A 20,332-nucleotide genomic window follows, 5' to 3' on the forward strand; every position below is an offset into this window, starting at 1 on the left:
TGGGTTCCCAGGCCATCGCCTGCCGATCCAGCCGCGGTTCCAGGTGGGCCCAGGCGCTCTCGCCATGATTGCAGTCGACCGTGAAAATGCTATCATTTCCCGATGAACGGGACGCACCGTAAGACGCTCGAAAAAGTTTTCGCCAGCCCCATCAATGGAAACATCGAATGGGCGCGGGTCGAGTCTTTGCTGAAGGCGCTGGGTTGCTGGGTCGTTGAGGGCGCGGGCTCTTCCGTCACGTTCGAGTTCAACGGTCGCAAGATGACGCTGCACCGGCCGCACCCCGGTAAGGAAGCGCTGCGTTACCGCGTTGCGGCGGTGCGGGAGTTCATCGAGAGAATGGGGAAGCAGCCATGACCAATTCCATGTCCTACAAGGGGTACGTGACCAGCATGGTCTTCGACACGGAAGACAAGGTCATCGTGGGCCGCGTTCAAGATATCGACGACATCATCTCGTTCCACGGCGAGTCCGTTGCCCAATTCGAGACCCATTTCCACGCCGCCATCGACGACTATCTGGCGGCGTCCCAGGAACTCGGTTCGGCTCCGGAGAAGCCTGCCAGCGGCAAGGTCATGCTGCGCATCGCGCCCGAGATCCATGCGGCCGCACTCAAGGCTGCTGCGAGAAGTGGCACCAGCCTGAACAAGTGGGCCGAGCAGGCGCTGGGCAAGGCGGCGCGCAAGCCAGCCGCACGGGTGACGGCGCGCAGCGTGGCCTGACGCTTATTGATCGCGGCTCTGGTCCGCGTTCCCACGCCGCCCCATGCGCCTGCACACGTAGCACGTGCCGCGCTCAGTGCATGCTGCCCCAGGGCGCCGTCGTTTTCCAGTAGTCGGTCAGCAGCTCCAGACCTTCCGAAGGCTGCTCAGTGCCATCGATGGCCGCTGCGGTCGCCTTCCACTCGGCCTGCGAGAGCTTGAGGATCGCCGACCGCGGAGTCTGGGCGAAACCCATCTGCCAGTTGGCGAAGACGCACTGCGCGATCGGCCCGCGGTACAGCTCGAAGATTGTGTGGTGGCATCTGGATCGGCGGATGCGGGCATAGACCTGCGCCACGGGGTCGTCCGGCCCTTCGAAGTACTGGAAGAAGCTGCCGTCGTGGTGCAGCAGCACGCCCGTGACGCCGACGCTGCGATTGAACGCGCGGGCCTGCAGCAGCAAGGCCTCCAGTTCGGGTTCAGAGAGCAGCGTGGCGGAAGTGCTGAGGTAAGCGACGGCTTTCAGGGCGGACATGGACGACCTCGTGGTGGGGACCGGCACACGATTGTGCAGCGGCCCCAAGGCCTCATACCGCCCCGTGCGCCTCCACGTACAGCGCGTACAGCGAATGGCAGCTCGCCATGTACAGCCGGTTGCGCTTGGGGCCGCCGAACTCCAGGTTGGCGCAGCGCTCGGGCAGGCGGATGAAGCCGATGGGCTTGCCGTCCTTGTTGAAGACCTTCACGCCATCCATCTCGTCCGATCTGGCGATCGGCAGGTGCGCCTTCATGCCGCCGCCGATGTCGGTGGCCTGCGGGGCGAAGGCGCCGGAAAAGCCCCAGCCGCACCACAGGTTGCCGTCGCGGTCCACGCGAAAGCCGTCGAACGCGCCCGGGCCGTCGGCGTCGATCAGCTTGGTCTTGTTCGAGAGCGTGGTGCCGTCGCTGGAGACGTCGAAGCTCCACATGCTGCGGTTCGGCGTGCCCTTCCACTCGACGACGTAGAGCTTCTTCTCGTCCGGCGAAAACGCCAGGCCGTTCGGGTTGAAGATGTCGGTGACCACCGCCGTGACCTTGCCGTCCTTGCCGATGCGGTAGACGTTCGTGGTGGCCTGCTCGGGCTTGGCGCGCGCGCCTTCCCATTCGCCGTTGATGCCGAACAGCGGGTCGGTGAACCAGATGCTGTCGTCCGACTTGACGACGATGTCGTTCGGCGCATTCAACCGCTTGCCCTCGAAGCTGTCGGCCAGCACGGTCATGCTGCCATCCTTCTCGGTGCGCACCACGCGGCGGGTGACGGAATGCTCGCAGGTGAGCAGTCTGCCCTGGCGGTCGCGCGTGTTGCCGTTGGCCCAGTTCACGCCTTCTTTGTGCACCGAGAACTTGCCGGTCTTCTCCTCGAACTTCATGAGCCGGTTGTTCGGGATGTCCGAGACGATCAGCGTGCCGGTCTCGGGGAAGTACGCCGGCCCCTCGGCCCAGCGCATGCCGGTGCCCACCTGCTCGATGGTGCTGCTGTAGATGCGGTACCTGGCAAAGCTCGGGTCCAGGATGTAGACCGACGGGTCGGGGTAGCGCTGGGCCGGCTTGAAATCGAAGGACTGCGCGCCGGCCAGGGTGGCGGCGGTGGTCAGGGCCGTGCCGGCGGCGGCTTTCAGGAAGTGGCGGCGGTCGCGCTGCGTTGCATGCTGCATGGGCTTGTCTCCTCTTTGTTGTTCGGTCAGTAGCCGCTGGCCGGCGCAGCCGATGGTTTGGCCCGCATGGCGGCCACGATCTGCTGCGCGCCAGCGGCCATCAGCCGCGCGTCGGAGCTGACCGTCATGAACTGGAAGCCCTGGGCGATGCGTGCCAGTGCGCCCTGCGCGTTGCCGTTGTGGATGCCGGCCACCACGCCGTGCGCCTTGGCGCGCGCGAGGATGTGGTCGATGGCCTGCTGCGCCTTCGGGTCCACATCGTCGAACACCGGGCGGCAGCCCAGCGACAGCGACAGGTCCGACGGGCCGATGTAGATCGCGTCCAGCCCTTCGACGGAGAGGATGTCGTCCAGGTTGTCCAGCGCCTGCGCGGTCTCGATCATGGCGAAGCGCACGATGTGGTCGTTGGCTTGCTCCGGGTAGGTGGCGCCGTGGATGAGCAGCGCGCGCACCGGGCCGAAGCTGCGCGTGCCGCGCGGTGCATAGCTGGTCCAGGCGATGAGCTTTTGCGCGTCCTCGCGCGTGTTGACCATCGGGCAGATGACGGCCGAGGCGCCGGCATCCAGCGTCTTCATCAGGATGCCGGGCTCCAGCCAGGGCACGCGCACCACGGGCACCGTCTCCGTGGTGGAGATGGCCTGCAGCATCGTCACCATGGCCTGGTAGTCGACCACGCCGTGCTGCAGGTCGATGGTCAGCGAATCCCAGCCCTGCTGGGCCATGGTCTCGGCCGAGAAGCTGTTCGGAATGGCCAGCCAGCCGTTGACGGCGGCGCCGCCAGACTTCCACAAAGTGCGCAGTCGGTTGTCTCTCATGGTGTGCTCCTGTTGTTGTACGGGGTGGGCGTGGGCCGCGCGCTCAGTCCGGCGCAACTTGGTGGTTGGCCATCAGCTCCAGCGATTTGACGAGTGCCGAATGGTCGAGCTGGTCCCAACCCTGTGCGGCGCAGGCCTGCATCAATTGCGCAGCACTCGCCGTCTGCGGCAGGGCCACGCCCATGGACTTGGCGCCGGCCAGCGCCAGGTTCAGATCCTTCTGGTGCAGAGCGATGCGAAAGCCGGGGTTGAAGGTGCGCTTGATCATGCGCTCGCCATGCACTTCGAGGATGCGGCTGGCCGCGAAGCCACCCATCAACGCCTGACGCACCTTGGCCGGGTCGGCACCGGCCTTGCTGGCGAACAGCAGGGCTTCGCCGACGGCGGCAATGTTCAGCGCCACGATGATCTGGTTGGCCACCTTGGTGGTCTGGCCGTCGCCCACACCGCCCACGTGCGTGATGTTCTTGCCCATCTTCTCGAACAGCGGCTTGGCCTTGGCGAAGGCTTCCTCGGTGCCGCCGACCATGATGGTCAGGCTGGCAGCCTTGGCGCCCACCTCGCCACCGCTGACGGGCGCATCCAGGTAGTCACAACCCAGCGCCGCGATCTTCTCGGCGAAGGCCTTGGTCTCGATGGGCGAGATGCTGCTCATGTCGATGACGGTCTTGCCTTTTGACAAGCCCTCGGCCACGCCGGCTTCGCCGAACAGCACGGCCTGCACGTCGGGCGTGTCGGGCAGCATGAGGATGATGACGTCTGCCGCTTGCGCGACTTCCTTGGCCGTAGCGACGCCCGTGGCGCTGCTGGCAGCGATCTCTGCGTTGGTCTTGCCGCGCTTGACATAGGTGACCTCGTGGCCGGCGTTGACGAGGTGCAGGGCCATGGGCGCGCCCATGATGCCCAGGCCGATGAATCCGATCTTCATGTGTTGCTCCTTGTGTGTGGGATGAGGGTTGGCTTGAACCGTGTCAGGTCACGGGTGCCGGGTTGAACAGCACCAGGGCGTTGTGCAGCTTCCACTGCTCGGCCCAGGTTTTCTTGCGGCCGCTGGCCACGTCCAGCATCAGCTGGAACATCTCCCAGCCGACGTCGGCAATGGTCTTCTCGCCGGTGGCAATGGTGCCGGCGTTGATGTCCATCAGGTCGTGCCAGCGGCGCGCCAGGTCGTCGCGCGTGGCCACCTTGATGACGGGCACTTCGGCCAGGCCGTAGGGCGTGCCGCGGCCGGTGGTGAAGACGTGCAGGTTCATGCCGGCGGCCAGTTGCAGCGTGCCGCAGATGAAATCGCTGGCCGGGGTGGCCGCGTAAATCAGGCCCTTTTGCTTCAACTTCTCGCCCGGCGCGATCACGCCCGAGATAGGGGAGCTGCCGCTCTTGACGATGGAGCCCATGGCCTTCTCGACGATGTTCGAGAGGCCACCCTTCTTGTTGCCCGGCGTGGTGTTGGCACTGCGGTCGACGCGGCCTTTGTCCAGGTAGGCGTCGTACCAGGCCATCTCGCGGATCATGGCATCGGCCACCTCGGGCGTGCTGGCGCGGGAGGTGAGCTGGTCGATGCCGTCGCGCACCTCGGTCACCTCGCTGAACATCACGCTGGCCCCGGCGCGCACCAGGAGGTCGGTGCAGAAACCGACGGCGGGATTGGCGGTGACGCCGCTGAACGCGTCGCTGCCGCCGCACTGCACGCCCACCACCAGCTCGGCAGCCGGCACCGTCACGCGGCGGCGTGTGTTCAGGCGCTCCAGATGTTCCTCGGCCTGGCGCATGACGGAGTCGATCATGGACATGAAGCCCACGTGCGCCTCGTCCTGCAGGCAGACCACGTCGAGCTTGGCCTCGGCGCTGACGCCCACGTCGGCGACGTTGCGTTCGTCCACGATGGGGATGGAACCAGGTGGCAGCAGGCGCTCGGGCTGCAGCTTCTCGCAGCCCAGGCTGACGACCATCACCTCGCCGCCGAAGTTCGGGTTCAGGCTGATGTTGCGCAGCGTGCGGATCGGAATCTCGGCGCCTGGCGCGTCGATGGCGACGCCGCAGCCGTAGGTGTGCGACAGGGCGACCACGTCGTCCACGTGGGGGTACTTGGGCAGCAGCTCAGCCTTGATGCGCTGCACCGCGAAATCGGTGACGCCGGCCACGCACTGCACGGTCTGCGTGATGGCCAGGATATTGCGCGTGCCGACCGAGCCGTCCAGATTGCGGTAGCCCTCGAAGGTGTAGCCCTCCAGCGGCGGCTGCGGCTCGGGCTTGATGGTGGCGATCGGCAGCCCGACCAGCTCGCGCGCGGCCGGCATCTTCAGCAGGCGTTCATGCACCCAGCTGCCGCGCGCCAGCGGCTGGTTGGCGTAGCCGATGGTCACGTTGTAGCGGCGCACGGCCCCGCCTTCGGGGATGTCCACCAGCGCGACCTTGTGCGCTTGCGGCACCTTGTCGACCAGCGTCAGGCCATCGGGGAACACGGTGCCTGCCGGCAGGCCGCCGTCGTTTGCCACGATGGCCACGTTGTCGGCCTCGTGCATGGTGATGTAGAGCGGGGCTTGGGTAGGCATCGGGGTCTCGGCTCGTGGTTCTGTGGGGCGGTGGCGGCGATCAGGTGCGCTGGCCGATCTCCACGGTCTCGCGCGTCCAGCTGCGGGCCTGCTCGGAGAGCGACAGCCCCAGGCCGGGCCGCGTGGGCACCAGCATGCGGCCGTTCTTCGTTTCCAGGCGCTCGTTGAACAGCGGCTCCAGCCAGTCGAAATGCTCGACCCAGGGCTCGGTGGCGTAGCAGGCGCCCAGGTGCACATGCAACTCCATTGCGAAGTGCGGGCCCAGGGCGATGCCGGCGTGCTCGGCCAGCGCGGCAATCTTGAGGAAGGGCGTGATGCCGCCCACGCGCGGCGCGTCGGGCATCAGGTAGTCGGCCGCGCGGTGGCGGATCAGGTCGTAGTGCTCGGACAGGCTGGTCAGCATCTCGCCGGTGGCAATCGGCGTGTCGAAGGTGGCGGCCAGCGCGGCGTGGCCTTCGTGGTCGTAGGCGTCCAGCGGCTCCTCGATCCACACCAGGTTGTACTGCTCGAAGATGCGGCACATGCGTTGGGCGGTGGGGCGGTCCCATTGCTGATTGGCGTCGACCATCAGGGGCACGTGATCGCCCAGGTGCTTGCGCACGGCCTCCACACGCTGGATATCGATCTTGCCGTCGGGCTGGCCGACCTTGAGCTTGATGCCGCCGATGCCGCGTTCGATGGACGCAGCGGCGTTGACACTGAGCTGGTCGATCGGCGTGTGCAGAAAGCCGCCCGAGGTGTTGTAGCAGCGCACCGAATCGCGGTGCGAGCCCAGAAGCTTGGAGAGTGACAGCCCGGCGCGCCGCGCCTTCAGGTCGTACAGCGCCACGTCGAACGCGCCATAGGCCTGCACCGCCAGCCCGCTGCGGCCCACCGACGCGCCGGCCCAGCACAGCTTGGTCCAGAGCTTGGCGATGTCGCTGGGGTCTTCGCCGATCAGGGCCGGTGCGACCTCCTTCGCATGCGCGAACTGGCCAGGGCCGCCCGCGCGCTTGCTGTAGCTGAACCCCAGCCCCTGGTGGCCGTCCTTCGTCTGAACTTCAGCGAACAGCATCGCGATCTCGGTCATCGGCTTTTGCCGGCCGGTCAGCACCTTGGCATCGCTGATCGGTGTGGCCAGCGGCAAGTAGCAGGACGAGAGGCGGATGTGGGCGATGCTGTCGCTGGGCATGGCGGCGTGGTCTCGGTGGGGCTTACTCAATCGAGATTTTTCCGGTCTCGATGACCTTCTTCCAACGCGCGTGTTCCTTCTGCTGGAATGCGGCGAACTCGGCCGGCGTGTTGGCCACCATCTCGAAGCCGATGCCGGTGAACTGGTCCTTGACCTTGGGGTTGTTCAGCGCCTCGACGAAGGCGGCATGGGCCTTCTCACGCACGGCCGGCGGCATGCCCTTGGGCGCGACGATGGCCTGCCAGGAGGTGACTTCCACGTTCGGCACGCCGGCCTCGGCCATGGTGGGTACATCGGGCAGCACGGCCGAGCGCTTCGTGCTGGTCACCGCCAGCGGGCGCATCTTGCCGCCCTTGATGTACTGCAGCACCGAGTTGACGTTCTGGAACGAGGCGTCGACCTGGCCGCCCATTAGGTCGGTGTGGGCCGGCGCGCCGCCCTTGTAGGGCACGTGGATGCCCTTGGCGCCGATCTGCTGCCAGAACAGCTCGGCCGTCAGGTGGTCACTGGAGCCGTTGCCGGCCGAGGCCAGCGTCATCTTGCCGGGGTTGGCCTTGTGGAAGGCGACCACGTCGGCCAGGGTCTTGTGCGGGGAGTTGGCAGGCACCACCAGCACGTTGGGCGACTGCACGGCCACGGTGATGTGGTCGAAATCCTTCAACGCGTCATACGGCATCGTCTTCAGCAGGTGCGGCACGATGACCAGCGGCCCCAGCGACGTGACGAGGAAGGTGTAGCCATCGGCCTGGGCGCGCGTGACGAAGGTGGCGCCGATGGTGCCGGTGGCGCCGGACTTGTTGTCGACCAGGAAGGATTGCTTGAGCTTCTCGGTCAGCAGCGGGGCGACGGCGCGGGCCACCTGGTCGGTGGAGCCGCCGGGCGGGAAGGGCACGACCAGCGTGACGTTCTTTTCGGGCCAGGCCTGGGCGGCGGCGGCAAAGGTGGCCAGGGCAAGGCCGGCAGCGGTCAGCAACTTCTTCATGGGCGTCTCCAGAACGTAAATGGTGCGAAATGACGACGGCGTCATCTCCGAGGATGTCAGACGTCTATTCGTCTTTTTGGGTAGATTTATGCTTGTTGTACGACGACTTCGACGAACCGAATGATATCGTTGTCATTTTCTGCGTCAAGCGGGTTGTTCAGACCCTGCGCAGATTGACCCAGCCTCCCATCGTTGCCCATGGACACGTCCTACACGTCGACCAAGCCCGCCACGCTGCACGACGTCGCGCGTGCCGCGGGGGTCTCGCTGATCACAGCGTCACGCGCGCTCAGCCGGCCCGGCGTGGTCTCGGCCAAAACGATTGCGCGCGTGCAGCAGGCGGTGCAGGCCACCGGCTACATCCCCAACCTGCTGGCCGGCAGCCTCAAGTCCAAGCGCAGCCGCATGGTGGCGGGCATCGTGCCGGCGCTGGCCGTGGCGCAGTTCCTGCCCTCGGTCCAGGCGTTGACCGAGACGCTGGCGGCCGCGGGCTACCAGCTGCTGCTGGGCCAGACCGGCTACGACCTGGCGCGCGAGGAGCTGGTGCTCCACACCATGGTCAGCCGCCAGCCCGACGGCATCGTGATGGTCGGTCTGGTGCAGGACGCCGCGGTGCGCGCACGGCTGCGGCGCACCGGCATTCCGGTGGTGGAGACCTGGGACATGACGGCCGACCCGGTGGACATGCTGGTCGGCTTCTCGCAAGGCCAGGTGGGCCGTGCGGTGGGCGCCTGGTTTCGCGCACGGGGCTGGCGGCATGTGGGCATCGCCTCGGCAGGCGACCAGCGCGCGCTGCAGCGCAAGGCCGGGTTCGAGGCCGCGTTTGGCAGTGTTGTGCCGACGGTTCTGGTGGAGGCGCCCAGCAGCCTGGCGCTTGGGCGCCATGCGTTGGCCGAATTGCTGGCGCAAACGCCGCGCCTGCGGGCTGTGGCCTGCAGTTCGGACCAGCTGGCGCAGGGTGTGCTGGTCGAGGCCCAGGCGCGTGGCCTGCGCGTGCCGCAGGATCTGGCGGTCTGCGGCTTCGGCAATGCGGACTTCGCGGCGCATGTGCTGCCATCGCTCAGTACGGTGCTGATCGACGGGCCGGCGATCGGGCGACTGGCCGCACAGATGGTGCTGGCACGGTGCCGGGGGGAGGAGGTGGCGCAGCCGGTTGTCGACGTGGGGTTCAGGATCGTGGAGCGGGGGTCGACGGCCTGAGCGCCGACAGCCTATAGCCACGTTCGTGCTGCGCGCAATCGCGCTAGCACCGATTGTTCAGATATGGTGCGGGTTGCATGCTTGCGCACAGTTTGCAGAAAAACCCTGGGCTGAAAGCGCGCTATCTGCGCAACTGACCCGCACAACGAGGAGCCAATCCATGACCACAACATCCTCTGGCATCGTCCGCGAGCAAGGTGAGTTCGACCAGGGGCCCGAAGACCGGCCGCCCGTACGGTCGACCGGTCGTGTCTGGATGCTGCGGGCGGTGGGGCTGGCCGTGGCGGGCGCGGTGTTCCTGCTGCTGGGTCAATCGGATCTGTCCGTCGATGGGCGCGTCGTCGCGGCCGTGGCCACGCTCATGGCCCTGTGGTGGATGACCGAGGCGATCCCGCTGTCGGTCACGGCGCTGCTGCCGATCATCCTGTTCCCGCTGATGACGGACCGCACGGTGGCGCAGGCCACGGCGCCGTATGCGAACCCCATCGTCTTCCTGTTCCTTGGTGGCTTCCTGATCGCCATCGCCATGCAGAAGGTCAACCTGCATCGGCGCATCGCCCTGGCGACCCTGCGCGCTGTGGGCACGCATCCGCGCCAGATCATTCTGGGCATGATGATTTCCACCGCCTTCCTGTCGATGTGGGTGTCCAACACCGCCACCACCTTGATGATGCTGCCGATCGCCCTGAGCATCCTGGCGCTGGTGGCCGAGAACAGCAACCGGGCCGCCCATGGCGCGCCCGATGTGCGGGCCGGCCTGGCAGCGGGGCGCAAGGTCAGCGACCTGATCAAGGACAAGGACGTGCGCACCTTCGGCGTGGGCCTGGTGCTGGCCATCGCCTGGTCGGCGTCGATCGGTGGCCTCGGCACGCTGCTAGGCAGCCCGCCCAACGCCATCGTCGCCGGGTACATCAGCAAGGAGCTCGGCAAGGACGTGGGATTTGCGCAGTGGATGATGCTCGGAGTGCCGATCGTGGTGTGCTTCATCGCGCTGGCCTGGCTGCTGATCACCCGCGTGATGTTTCGCTTCGACCTCGACGAGGTGCCCGGCGGCAAACAGATGATCGAGGCCGAAATCGCCGAGCTGGGCAGCCTGAGCCGCGGTGAGAAAAGCGTGCGCCTGGTGTTCATGCTGGCGGCGTTCTGCTGGATCGTGCCCAGCCTGCTCATCAGCCTTGGCGATCTGGGCACGCAATGGCCATGGCTGCGCCTGTTCAACGACACGGTGGTCGCGCTGGCCGCCGGCCTGCTGCTGTTCCTGCTGCCCGGCTCGCAGCCCGGCGGCGCCGTGCTGAACTGGAAGGACGCCGAGGAAGGCCTGCCCTGGGGCGTGCTGCTGCTGTTCGGTGGCGGCTTGTCGCTGGCGGCCTCGGTGGCGGCCAGCGGCCTGGACAAGTGGTTCGGCCAGCAGGTCATCGGCCTGGGCGTGTTGCCGATCGTGGCGTTGATCGCAGCCGTGACGCTGATCGTGCTGTTCCTCACCGAGATCACCAGCAACACGGCCACGGCCGCCACCTTCATTCCGATCCTGGGCGGTGTGGCCGTCGGCATCGGCACGGACCCGATGACGCTGCTGATCCCGGCCGCCCTGGCCGCGACCTGTGCCTTCATGTTGCCGGTCGGCACACCGCCGAACGCCATCGTGTTCGGCACCGGCGCCGTCAGCATCGGCGAGATGGCGCGCGGCGGGCTGGTGCTCAATCTCGTGGGCGTCGTGCTGATCACAATGTTCACCGTGATGCTCGGTCCCTGGGCGCTGGGCTTGGTGATCCGCTGAACGTTGGGCTGCGGCATCGCAGATTCGGTGTGGCTGGTGGGCCCTGCGGGGTCGCCCGGCGGGGCCGCCTCCGCTATGCTTTCGGGCGACAACAAAGGACTCACATGAGCGCTCATCTTCACCCCCTGGCCGGCCAGACGGCCCCCAGCGACATCCTCATCGATCTGGCCGCCGTGCGCGGCGCCTATGCCGACCTGCGGCCCGACCCGGGCGTGGCTGCGCAGCGCGTGGCCTTCGGCACCTCGGGCCACCGTGGCTCGGCGCTGGACCGCTCGTTCAACGACTGGCATGTGCTGGCGATCACGCAGGCCATCTGCGACTACCGCCAGGCGCAGGGCATCAGCGGGCCATTGTTCCTGGGGGCGGACACGCATGCGCTGTCCGAGCCGGCTGTGGCCAGCGCCATGCAGGTGCTGGCCGCCAATGGTGTCGAAGTGCAACTGTCTGCAGGTGATGAGTTCACGCCCACGCCGGCCGTCTCGCACGCCATCCTGGGCTACAACAAGGGCCGCACATCCGGCCTGGCCGATGGCATTTTGGTGACCCCCTCGCACAACCCGCCGAAGGATGGCGGCTTCAAGTACAACCCGACCAACGGCGGCCCAGCCGGCGGCGAGATCACCGGCCCGATCGAGGCGGCAGCCAACCAGTATCTGCAGGCCGGCCTGTCCGGCGTGCGCACCGTGCCGCTGGCGCAGGCACTGGCGGCCTCGACCACGCACCGCCATGATTTTCTGAACACCTACGTGGCCGACCTCGCCAGCGCGATCGATCTGGACTTGATCCGCGGCTCGGGTCTGCGCCTGGGTGTGGACCCGCTCGGCGGCGCCGGCGTGCATTACTGGGCCGCGATTGCAGAACGTTACAAGATCAACCTGACGGTGGTCAGCGAGACGGTGGACCCGCGCTTTGCGTTCATGACGCTGGACTGGGATGGCCAGATCCGCATGGACCCTTCCTCGCCGCACGCCATGCAGGGGTTGCTGAAGATGAAGGACCGTTTCGACGTGGCCTTCGCCTGCGACACCGACCACGACCGCCACGGCATCGTGACGCCGGGCACCGGCCTGCTGCCGCCCAACCACTACCTGGCGGTGTGCATCGACTACCTGTTCCGCAACCGCCCGCAGTGGAGCCCGAGCGCCGCCGTCGGCAAGACGGTGGTCAGCACCAGCGTGATCGACGGTGTGGCTGCACGGCTGGGCCGGCGTCTGCACGAGGTGCCGGTGGGGTTCAAGTGGTTTGCCGATGGCCTGTTCGACGGCTCGCTCGGGTTCGGCGGCGAAGAGAGCGCGGGCGCCAGCTTTCTGCGGCGCGACGGCACGGTGTGGACGACCGACAAGGACGGCATCACCGCCGCGCTACTGTCGGCCGAGATCACGGCGCGCGAGGGCCGCGACCCGGGCGCGCTCTACGCCGCACTGGCCGCCGATTTCGGCAACCCGGTGTTCAGCCGCAAGGACGCGCCCGCCACGCCCGCGCAGAAGAAGCTGCTGGGCAAGCTGACGCCGGCGCAGATCAGCTCGACCGAGCTGGCCGGCGACCCCATCACCCAGGTGCTGAGCAACGCACCGGGCAACGGCGCGGCCATCGGCGGCATCAAGGTCAGCACCGCTGGCGGCTGGTTCGCGGCGCGGCCTTCGGGCACCGAGAACGTCTACAAGATCTACGCCGAGAGCACGCGCGGCGATGCGCACCTGCAGCGCATCTTTGCCGAGGCCCAGGCCGTGGTGGACGGCGCCATCGCAGGCGCCTGATCCACGCCTGGGGGCCGGGCAAGACGCGCACCGCAGGCGCGGCCGAAGCGCTTCGCAGCGAACCTCAACGGCCCGCTGAGACGCACGCTCAGCGCAGAAAAAGTGGAGCCACACCTCGGCTACCCGTGCGTGCGCCAATGGGGCAGGCCGCGCCCTACAGGGGTGCGGCGCCCGGACCGATGGAAGCTGGCGCGCCAGGGGTCTTCAATCGTGGCACGCGCCTGCACCAGTCCGTGCAGCGCCATCCACTCGAAAGGAAGACACCATGAGCGAAGCCAACACACCCACGCAATCGCGCGAGCAACTGTGGGACTTGATCAAAGACATCCGCTTTGCAATGTTCACGACGCGTCACCCTTCCAACGGCCACCTGCACGCCCGCCCGATGACGACGCAGAACAAGCGCATGGACGAGGACGACAAGCTGTGGTTCTTCATGTCGCGCAAGGGCGATTCCGTGGAAGACCTGAGCGCCGAGCCGACCGTCAACGTGAGCTACGCCGACCCGGGCGCGGACAGCTATGTCTCGGTCTCCGGCACGGCCGTCGTCAGCCAGGACAAAGCCAAGGCGCGTGAGCTGTGGAACAAGATGACGGAAGCGTGGTTTCCCGGCGGCGTGGACGACCCCGATGTGGCCTTGATCGAGGTGACGATCACCCACGCCCACTACTGGGATGTCAAGGAAAACAAGCTGTTGCAGTTGTTCAAGATCGCCAAGGCGGCGGTGACGGGCAAGCCCCCCACCGGCATGGGTGAAAGCGGCGAGGTGCGCATGCACTCCGACACGCCGCACTGACCGCCCGCTGTCGGGGCAGGTTAGCGCGGTGGGTCATGGTGCTCTGGCCATCCCAGGCGACCTGCGGCCTCTGACCGCTGCGGTCCACCCGTCAAGTCAGATGATCACCTTGGGGTGCTGATCGGTGGTGCTTCAGCCGCCGTGCCGCAATGCGTCCGCAAGGCGCACGCCATAGCGCGCCTCGGCCGCCACCAACGTCGGTGCAATCGCCGGGTGCAACCGTAGCCCATCGCGCAGCGCGGCGTCACGTCGCGCCAGGCCGCTTTGGCCCGGCAGGCGCACAGGCCGCCGCGCGTCGATCGGCACGTTGTCACGGCATTGCGCGGCCACGTGGTCCATCTGGCGCACGAACGCGTCCTTGCCGCCGAAGGCCGCCAGGTCGTGCAGTGTGATGTAGACGGTGGCACCCCAGCCCTCGGGTGCATCGGCGCGGCCGTGGCCGGCCAGCCCAGCCGTCAGCGACTCGACCAGCAGCGCCATGCCGTAGCCCTTGTGCCCGTGGCCCATGCCGCCCACCGGCAGCAGCGTGCCCGGCGGCTTGGCAAACAGCACGGCCGGGTCGTTGGTGGGCTGGCCCTTCGCGTCGATCAGCACCTCGTCGGCAAAGCGCTCGCCGGCCGCATGCCTGCGGTTGCTCATGCCGTTGGTGGTGATGGAGGCGGAGATGTCCACCAGCACACCGCCTTGCGACAGCGGAAAGCCGAGTGCCAGCGGGTTGGGCGTGAACACGGCTTGCGTGCCGCCGTAAGGCGCAACGCTGGCCGCATTCGGGTCGGAACACGCCAAGAGCATCAGCATGCCTTCGTCCAGCGCGCGCAGCATGTACACGGCCAGGCAGGCGATGTGGTGGCTGCGGCGGATGGCCAGCGTGGCCGTGCCGAGCGTGCGGGCCCGCGGCAACAGCAGATCCAGCCCCTGGTGCACCAGCCAGGGGCCGGGCAGGCGCCGGCCATCCCACAGCACGGCGGCCGGGCGGTCGGAGAGCAGCTCGGGCGCGCCGCTGCGCGCCATGGCGCCGGTCTCGATTTCCTTCAGGTAGCCCGCCAGCAGGTTCAGGCCGTGCGTGTCGTGGCCCAGCAGATCGCCGTCGACCAGCGTCTGTGCCACGCTCTGCGCCATGGCGTCCTGCAGGCCGGCGCGCTGCAGCAGCGTGGCGGCGACGGTGGTCAGGGCGGCAGGGTCGTAGAGGGGGGCGGTGGTGTCGTTCATATGGCCATTTTCCTGCTGCGCCGCCGCCAGGCCAGCCAGCCGGAGCCGACCCACAGCAGCACCGTGAACAGCGCCAGCCCCCCGGCAATGGGCCGCTCGACGAAGGCGCCCCACTGGCCGTCGGACTTGATCATCGAGGTGATGAAGTTCTCCTCCAGCATCTTGCCCAGCAGCATCCCGAGGATGGCCGGTGCGATCGGAAAGCCGTTGTCCTCCAGCAGCCAGGCCGCCACGCCGAAGCCCAGCAGCACCCACAGATCGAACGCCGAGTTGTTGATCGCGAACGCGCCCACCAGGCAGAACAGCAAGATGATGGGCATCAGGATGTTGCGCGGCATGCGCAGCAGGCGTGATGAAGCCTTGATGCAGGCCCAGCCCAGCGGCAGCATCAGCAGATTGGCGGCGATGAAGACCAGAAACACGGCATACACGCTGGCCGCGTTGTTCATGAAAATCATCGGACCGGGGTTCATGTTCTTCATGTAGAGCACGCCGATCACGATGGCCGTGATCGAGTCACCCGGAATGCCGAAGACGAGTGCCGGCACCCAGGCACCGGCGATCGCACTGTTGTTGGCCGCGCCTGCCTCGACCAGGCCCTCGGGGTGGCCGGTGCCGAACTTCTCGGGCTCTTTCGAGAGCTTCTTGCTCATCGCAAACGACATCCACGCCGCGATGTCGGCGCCGGCACCGGGCAGGATGCCCACCGCCGTGCCCAGCACGCTGCCACGCAGCGTCTGCAGCGGGTACTTGCGGATCAGCCCACCCATGCCCTTGAACACCGAGCCCAGTTGCTGGTTGAAGCTGCCGATCTGCTCGGTCGTCAGCGTGAAGCGCAGGATCTCGGAAATCGCGAACATGCCGATCATGGCCGGGATCAGGCTCACGCCGCCCAGCAACTCCGTGCTGCCGAAGGTGAAGCGCGGGTGCGCGGCCGGGTTCTCCAGCCCCACGCAGCCGATCAGGAGGCCCAGGAACAGCGTGATCACGCCCTTCAGCGGTGCGCTGCTGGTGATGAAGACGGCGCACGTCAAACCGAGCGAGACCAGCCAGAAGTACTCGAACGAGCTGAACTTGATCGCGAATTCGGCCAGCGCCGGTGCGGCCACGATCAGCACCGCCGTGCCGAACAGGCCGCCGATGCACGAGAACACCAGGCCAATGCCCAGCGCCCTCTCGCCTTCGCCCTTGCGCGTCATCGCATAGGACTCGTCGGTGTACGCGGCCGAGGCCGGCGTGCCGGGGATGCGCAACAGCGCGCCGGGAATGTCGCCCGCGAAGATCGCCATCGCCGTGGCCGTGACGATGGCGGCAATCGCCGGCACCGGTGGCAGAAAGAACGTGATCGGCACCAGCAGCGCCGTGGCCATGGTGGCTGTCAGCCCCGGCACCGAGCCCACGAACATGCCGAACATGCCGGACAGCAGCATCACCACCGCCACCTGCGGTGTCGCGACGAGCTGAAAGGCTTGCAGAACCGCTTCCATCGACTTCCTTCGGAATGCCTACCAGGCGATGGGCTGCAGCCAGCCCCAGGGCAGCGGCACGCGCAACAGTTTGTAGAAGCAGGTGTGGATGACCAGGGTGGCCAGCAGCGCCACGCCCAGCGCAACGGGAATGCGCACGCCCAGCGCCACCTGCAGCGTGACCAGCACGAGCATGCTGCACAGGATGAAGCCCACCGCATCCACCGCGAGGATGTAGAGCGCCGAGCCGACCAGCGCCGTGATGAACGCCGCGAAGTGCCGCCCCGAGCGCAGGCCCTTGCCGGCCACCAGCAACGGGCCACCGGCACGCCAGCCTTGCCAGACCAGTGCGGCCGATGCCAGCGCCATGCCGGCCGCGATCAGGCCGGGGAACAGCGCCGGGCCATACGGCTGCCCGGGCGCAGGCGGGAAGCTCTGCACGTGCCAGAGCACCGCCAGCGAGAGCAGCAGCAGCACCGCCCCGATCAGGCTGTCGTGGATTCGCATGCGGCGTGGCTCAGCGCGTTGCCCGCATGCCGGTGCAGCATGCCCCGGGCTGCATCACTTGGCGATGCCCACGGCCTTCATCACCACGCCGAAGTCGTTGTCCTTCTCGGCCATGAACTTGGCGAACGCCGCCGGTTCGGCGTACAGCGCGCCAAAGCCGCGCGCTTTCAGAAAGTCCTGGTAACCCGGCCCTTCGAAGATCTTCTTGAGCGAGGCGGCGAGCCGGTCGCTGACTTCCTTGGGCAAGCCCTTGGGGCCGGCAATGCCGCGCCAGGCGCCGGCGTTCCAGGTCTTGCCGCTGGCATCGGTGTACAGAGGCACCTGCGGGAAGATGCTGTCGGGCTTGGAGGCCAGCAGCACCAGCGGGCGCACCTTGCCGCCTTCGATCAGCGCGCGCGCTTCGGGCAGTGAGCACGAGACCACGTCCACTCCGCCGGCCAGCAAGTCCTGCAGACCAGGCGCTGCGCCGTTGCTGGGCACCCAGCCGATGGCGTTGCCGCTGAGCTTGTTGTCCACCAGCCACTGCGCCATGCCCACATGCCAGATGCCGCCCTGGCCCGTGCCACTGGCCTTGTGCTTGCCGGGGTTGGCGCGCGCGCTGTCCAACAGGTCTTTGGCGGTCTTGATGGGCGAGTCGCTGCGCACCAGGATGGTGTTGGCGTCGAAGTTCATCAAAGCCAGCGGCGTGTAGTCGGTGCCCGAGAGCTGGGTCAGCCCGGCGTGGCGCATCATGCCGATTTCCACCGTGAGGATGCCGAGCGTGTAGCCGTCCGGCGCGGCCGAGGCGATGGCCTGGTGGCCCACCACGCCGCTGCCGCCGGTGCGGTTCACCACGTTGATGGGTTGCTTGAGGTCTTTCTCCAGCTCGGCGCCAATGATGCGGGCCACCGCATCGGTGCCGCCGCCCGCGCCCCAGGGCACGATCAACGTGATGGGGCGCTCCGGCCAGGCGGCCAGCGCGACAGAGGAGAAAGTGGTGGCGAGTGCTGCGCCCAGGGCAGCGAGGCAGTGGCGGCGTTGCATCAATCGAATCTCCTTTGGGGGATGGACGGGGCCGGTCCAGCGGCCACGCGATTGAAGCACCCGATGCGCACTGCGCGCATCAAGGATCACCCTAGTAGTAACCGGTTACAGAAACCGGTTACAGGGCTTGGTTAAAACTTCGGGATCCGCAAGGTCTTGCTGATCATCAGCGTGCCCGACAGTGCGAACAGCAACGACAGCGGATGCAGTTCCCACGGCCCCAACAGGAGGCTGCCGCCCCAGACCGCATCCCCGGTGCGGCCCAGCCAGCCCGCCGCCGCCAGCACTGCAGTGAGCACCACGCTGGTGGGAATGGGAGTGCCTTCGAAGTAGGCCACCTTGTCGCCGCCTTCGGACAGGTTCTCGGCCGTCACGTTGAAGCGCGCCAGCCGGCTCACGCCGCAGCACAGGAAATAGATCATGGCCGCCACATCCCAGCCGCCCTGCAGCCCGGCTGCAAAACCCAGCGCTGCCGGACCGACGCCGAAGGAGACGATGTCGGCCAGTGAATCCAGCTCGCGCCCGAGCGACGAGTGCTGCTGGCGCCATCGGGCGATGCGGCCGTCGAACACGTCGAACACCAGCGCGATCGGCGTCATCAGCGCCGACAGCAGGAAGTGCCGCAACTCGCCCGTTGCCATGTACTGCATGGCGAAGAAGACCGAGGCCATGCCGCAGGCGGCGTTGCCCAACGTGAAGAAGTCTGCCAGGTGAAACCCCCGCAGCATGGAGAAATGGCGGGGTGGTCGGCGTTCGGGCAAGGCGCTCATCGGTGGTCTCCCAGGGGTCATCGGATCTTGCGCAGATTGTGCAGGCCTGCGGGCGCAGGCCGTGTCCGCAGAGGCAGCCGCTGGCTGTAGGCGCGGTGCCCTTGCAGACTGGCCGCCACGCTACAGAATGTCGCTCGTTCGCACCGCGCTCGATCGCCCCGCATGCCGCGCGCCGGCCGACGATGCCTGCCGACACCCCAAGGAGCAACATGACCACCCTCGCGCTCGACACCTTCTCCGTCAACGGCATCCGCATGCGCGCCGCCATCCAGGGCACTGGCCCGCTGGTGCTGCTGTGCCATGGCTTTCCGGAATCCTGGGTCTCATGGCGCGCGCAGCTGGCCGCGCTGGCACAGGCCGGCTTCCGCGCCGTGGCGCCCGACATGCGCGGCTACGGCGGCACCGACGCGCCGGCCGACCCCGACCAATACACCCTGCTGCACCACGTGGGCGACCTGACCGAGCTGGTGCGCGCGCTGGGCGAGCGCGAGGCCGTGGTCGTCGGCCACGACTGGGGCGCACCGGCCGCCTGGCATGCCGCCCTGCTGAGGCCCGACGTGTTCCGTGCTGTGGTCGGCATGAGCGTGCCCTACCAACCGCCTGCGGCCATGGACATGCTGAGCGCGCTGGAGCGCAAGGGCGTGCGCGATTTCTACATCCAGTACTTCCAGGCGCCCGGCGTGGCCGAGGCGGAACTGCAGGCCGACGTGGCTGCGACGATGCGCCGCGTCACCTTCAGCATGTCGGGGGAGGGTGGGGCCGACACGGCCGGCATGCTGACACCGGGCACGGGCTTCCTGCACCACATGCAGGACCCGCCGCAGATGCCCGCCTGGGTCAACGCAGACGATCTGGCCTACGCCATCGCCGAGTACCAGCGCACCGGCTTTCGTGGCGGGCTGAACTGGTACCGCGCGGTGCGCCGCTCGTGGGAGCTGCTGATGCCGTGGCGCGACGCGCCGATCCGCCAGCCCTCGCTGTTCATCGGCGGCGAGCGCGACGATGTGCTGCGCTTTGCGGGCAAGGCCATCGAGCGATTCCCGCAGACCCTGCCGGGCCTGCGCGGCTGCCATGTGCTGGAGGGTGCAGGCCACTGGGTGCAGCGCGAGCGGGCGGACCAGGTCAACGCACTGCTGGTGGACTTTCTGCGCGGGCTGTGACCGCTTGACGCACATCTACCTCCCAAGCGTCGGCCGGCGGTACAGTGGCTGCGCCGCCGGGGCGCTCTCGGCGCCTGACCCAGGAGCCGCCATGTTCCCTGAATACCGTGATCTGATCACCCAGCTCAAGTCCAGCGACCACCATTTCATGCGCCTGTTCGAGCGGCACAACACGCTGGACCAAAAGATCAAGAACATGGAATCCCACATCGAGCCCGGCACCGGGCTGGAGATCGAGGTGCTCAAGAAAGAAAAACTGGGGCTGAAGGACCAGATCTACCTGATCTTGCGCAAGGCGGCCAGCGACCCTGCGTGACCGGGATGACGGGCGCGCGCGGCCATCAAGGCCCGCGCTGTGCCAGCACCCACGCCGCCAGCAGGCGCGCTTCGGCCTCTGTCACCTTCGGCTGTCGCGGCATGATGACGCGGCCCCATGCGCCCACGGCGCCATGGCGAATCTTGCCCGCCAGCCGCAGCGCGGCCCCCTCCTCAGCCCGGTAGCGTTCTGCGATCTGTGCGAAGCCCGGACCGACGGCCTTGCGCACCAGGCCGTGGCACGTCATGCAGCCACGCTCGCGTGCCACCTGTGCGGCTTCGAGGCCGTCTTGCGCGCGCGCCGCGCCCATGGTCAGCACAAGGACGACGGACAGAAAGTTCTTTGGGTGCATGGCGATCGATTCTGAGCGGAGTTGGGTGGGCACTACCATGTCGAAAATGGTTTCGCTACTGTTCTGAAACAATAAGCGACGTTA

21 protein-coding genes are annotated in these 20,332 nt (G+C 67.4%); 8 read left to right on the forward strand and 13 right to left on the reverse strand.

Features of this window, described 5'->3' with window-relative positions; translation table 11 throughout:
- Window positions 1–102 precede the first annotated feature (102 nt).
- Together AC099J_RS05735 and AC099J_RS05740 are read left to right on the forward strand one after the other, a co-directional pair.
- Complete coding sequence (locus tag AC099J_RS05735) at window positions 103–357, forward strand: type II toxin-antitoxin system HicA family toxin (RefSeq protein WP_479614254.1); 255 nt, start codon at window positions 103–105, stop codon at window positions 355–357.
- Entirely contained in the window at window positions 354–722 is a 369-nt protein-coding gene (locus AC099J_RS05740; RefSeq protein ID WP_479614255.1) for a type II toxin-antitoxin system HicB family antitoxin, read from the forward strand. The genes AC099J_RS05735 and AC099J_RS05740 overlap by 4 nt, the downstream gene beginning before the upstream one ends.
- A 73-nt stretch (window positions 723–795) precedes the next feature.
- Here AC099J_RS05740 and AC099J_RS05745 read toward each other — a convergent pair whose 3' ends face one another.
- From AC099J_RS05745 to AC099J_RS05775, 7 genes are read right to left on the reverse strand one after another with little or no spacing between them, the layout of a single operon-like run.
- A complete protein-coding gene (locus AC099J_RS05745) occupies window positions 796–1,236 on the reverse strand; it encodes a BLUF domain-containing protein (RefSeq protein ID WP_479614256.1) in 441 nt (146 codons plus the stop codon).
- A 52-nt stretch (window positions 1,237–1,288) separates the two neighbouring features.
- Entirely contained in the window at window positions 1,289–2,395 is a 1,107-nt protein-coding gene (locus AC099J_RS05750) for an SMP-30/gluconolactonase/LRE family protein (protein WP_479614257.1), read from the reverse strand.
- A 26-nt stretch (window positions 2,396–2,421) separates the two neighbouring features.
- Window positions 2,422–3,210, reverse strand: coding sequence for an HpcH/HpaI aldolase family protein (locus tag AC099J_RS05755; protein ID WP_479614258.1), 789 nt, complete (start codon window positions 3,208–3,210; stop codon window positions 2,422–2,424).
- A gap of 43 nt (window positions 3,211–3,253) precedes the next feature.
- Window positions 3,254–4,138, reverse strand: a complete 885-nt coding sequence (locus AC099J_RS05760; protein WP_479614259.1) for a 2-hydroxy-3-oxopropionate reductase — start codon at window positions 4,136–4,138, stop codon at window positions 3,254–3,256.
- 43 nt (window positions 4,139–4,181) lie between these two features.
- Window positions 4,182–5,762: a galactarate dehydratase gene (gene garD / locus AC099J_RS05765; protein WP_479614260.1), complete on the reverse strand. Its 1,581-nt coding sequence runs from the start codon at window positions 5,760–5,762 to the stop codon at window positions 4,182–4,184.
- A 40-nt stretch (window positions 5,763–5,802) separates the two neighbouring features.
- Entirely contained in the window at window positions 5,803–6,933 is a 1,131-nt protein-coding gene (locus AC099J_RS05770; RefSeq protein WP_479614261.1) for an L-talarate/galactarate dehydratase, read from the reverse strand.
- A gap of 22 nt (window positions 6,934–6,955) precedes the next feature.
- Entirely contained in the window at window positions 6,956–7,915 is a 960-nt protein-coding gene (locus tag AC099J_RS05775; protein WP_479614262.1) for a Bug family tripartite tricarboxylate transporter substrate binding protein, read from the reverse strand.
- A 198-nt stretch (window positions 7,916–8,113) separates the two neighbouring features.
- Here AC099J_RS05775 and AC099J_RS05780 point away from each other — a divergent pair, with 198 nt between their 5' ends.
- From AC099J_RS05780 to AC099J_RS05795, 4 genes are all read left to right on the forward strand, one after another.
- Window positions 8,114–9,115, forward strand: a complete 1,002-nt coding sequence (locus tag AC099J_RS05780; protein ID WP_479614263.1) for a LacI family DNA-binding transcriptional regulator — start codon at window positions 8,114–8,116, stop codon at window positions 9,113–9,115.
- A 160-nt stretch (window positions 9,116–9,275) separates the two neighbouring features.
- Window positions 9,276–10,892 carry an SLC13 family permease gene (locus AC099J_RS05785; RefSeq protein ID WP_479614264.1) on the forward strand — a complete coding sequence of 539 codons (1,617 nt, stop codon included), beginning with the start codon at window positions 9,276–9,278 and terminating at the stop codon, window positions 10,890–10,892.
- A gap of 104 nt (window positions 10,893–10,996) precedes the next feature.
- On the forward strand, window positions 10,997–12,649 hold the full coding sequence (gene pgm, locus AC099J_RS05790) for a phosphoglucomutase (alpha-D-glucose-1,6-bisphosphate-dependent) (RefSeq protein ID WP_479614265.1): 1,653 nt from the start codon (window positions 10,997–10,999) through the stop codon (window positions 12,647–12,649).
- Window positions 12,650–12,914: 265 nt separating this feature from the next.
- Window positions 12,915–13,445: a pyridoxamine 5'-phosphate oxidase family protein gene (locus tag AC099J_RS05795; RefSeq protein WP_479614266.1), complete on the forward strand. Its 531-nt coding sequence runs from the start codon at window positions 12,915–12,917 to the stop codon at window positions 13,443–13,445.
- 132 nt (window positions 13,446–13,577) lie between these two features.
- Here AC099J_RS05795 and AC099J_RS05800 read toward each other — a convergent pair whose 3' ends face one another.
- From AC099J_RS05800 to AC099J_RS05820, 5 genes are all read right to left on the reverse strand, one after another.
- Window positions 13,578–14,654: an Ldh family oxidoreductase gene (locus AC099J_RS05800; protein ID WP_479614267.1), complete on the reverse strand. Its 1,077-nt coding sequence runs from the start codon at window positions 14,652–14,654 to the stop codon at window positions 13,578–13,580.
- Window positions 14,651–16,141 (reverse strand): tripartite tricarboxylate transporter permease, encoded by a 1,491-nt coding sequence (locus AC099J_RS05805; protein WP_479614268.1) that lies wholly within the window; start codon window positions 16,139–16,141, stop codon window positions 14,651–14,653. The genes AC099J_RS05800 and AC099J_RS05805 overlap by 4 nt, the downstream gene beginning before the upstream one ends.
- 18 nt (window positions 16,142–16,159) lie before the next feature.
- Window positions 16,160–16,627 carry a tripartite tricarboxylate transporter TctB family protein gene (locus tag AC099J_RS05810; protein WP_479614269.1) on the reverse strand — a complete coding sequence of 156 codons (468 nt, stop codon included), beginning with the start codon at window positions 16,625–16,627 and terminating at the stop codon, window positions 16,160–16,162.
- Window positions 16,628–16,681: 54 nt separating this feature from the next.
- Window positions 16,682–17,650 (reverse strand): tripartite tricarboxylate transporter substrate binding protein, encoded by a 969-nt coding sequence (locus AC099J_RS05815; protein WP_479614270.1) that lies wholly within the window; start codon window positions 17,648–17,650, stop codon window positions 16,682–16,684.
- 131 nt (window positions 17,651–17,781) lie between these two features.
- Window positions 17,782–18,420 (reverse strand): CDP-alcohol phosphatidyltransferase family protein, encoded by a 639-nt coding sequence (locus AC099J_RS05820; RefSeq protein WP_479614271.1) that lies wholly within the window; start codon window positions 18,418–18,420, stop codon window positions 17,782–17,784.
- 209 nt (window positions 18,421–18,629) lie between these two features.
- Here AC099J_RS05820 and AC099J_RS05825 point away from each other — a divergent pair, with 209 nt between their 5' ends.
- Both AC099J_RS05825 and AC099J_RS05830 read left to right on the forward strand, forming a co-directional pair.
- Window positions 18,630–19,580, forward strand: coding sequence for an alpha/beta fold hydrolase (locus AC099J_RS05825; RefSeq protein ID WP_479614272.1), 951 nt, complete (start codon window positions 18,630–18,632; stop codon window positions 19,578–19,580).
- Window positions 19,581–19,671: 91 nt separating this feature from the next.
- Window positions 19,672–19,896: an HP1242/YdcH family protein gene (locus AC099J_RS05830; protein WP_479614273.1), complete on the forward strand. Its 225-nt coding sequence runs from the start codon at window positions 19,672–19,674 to the stop codon at window positions 19,894–19,896.
- A 25-nt stretch (window positions 19,897–19,921) separates the two neighbouring features.
- On the opposite strand, the gene AC099J_RS05835 is transcribed toward AC099J_RS05830, so the two are convergent.
- Window positions 19,922–20,248: a c-type cytochrome gene (locus AC099J_RS05835; protein WP_479614274.1), complete on the reverse strand. Its 327-nt coding sequence runs from the start codon at window positions 20,246–20,248 to the stop codon at window positions 19,922–19,924.
- Window positions 20,249–20,332: the final 84 nt, after the last annotated feature.

The organism is Rhodoferax sp. RT4P68 (assembly GCF_056521305.1).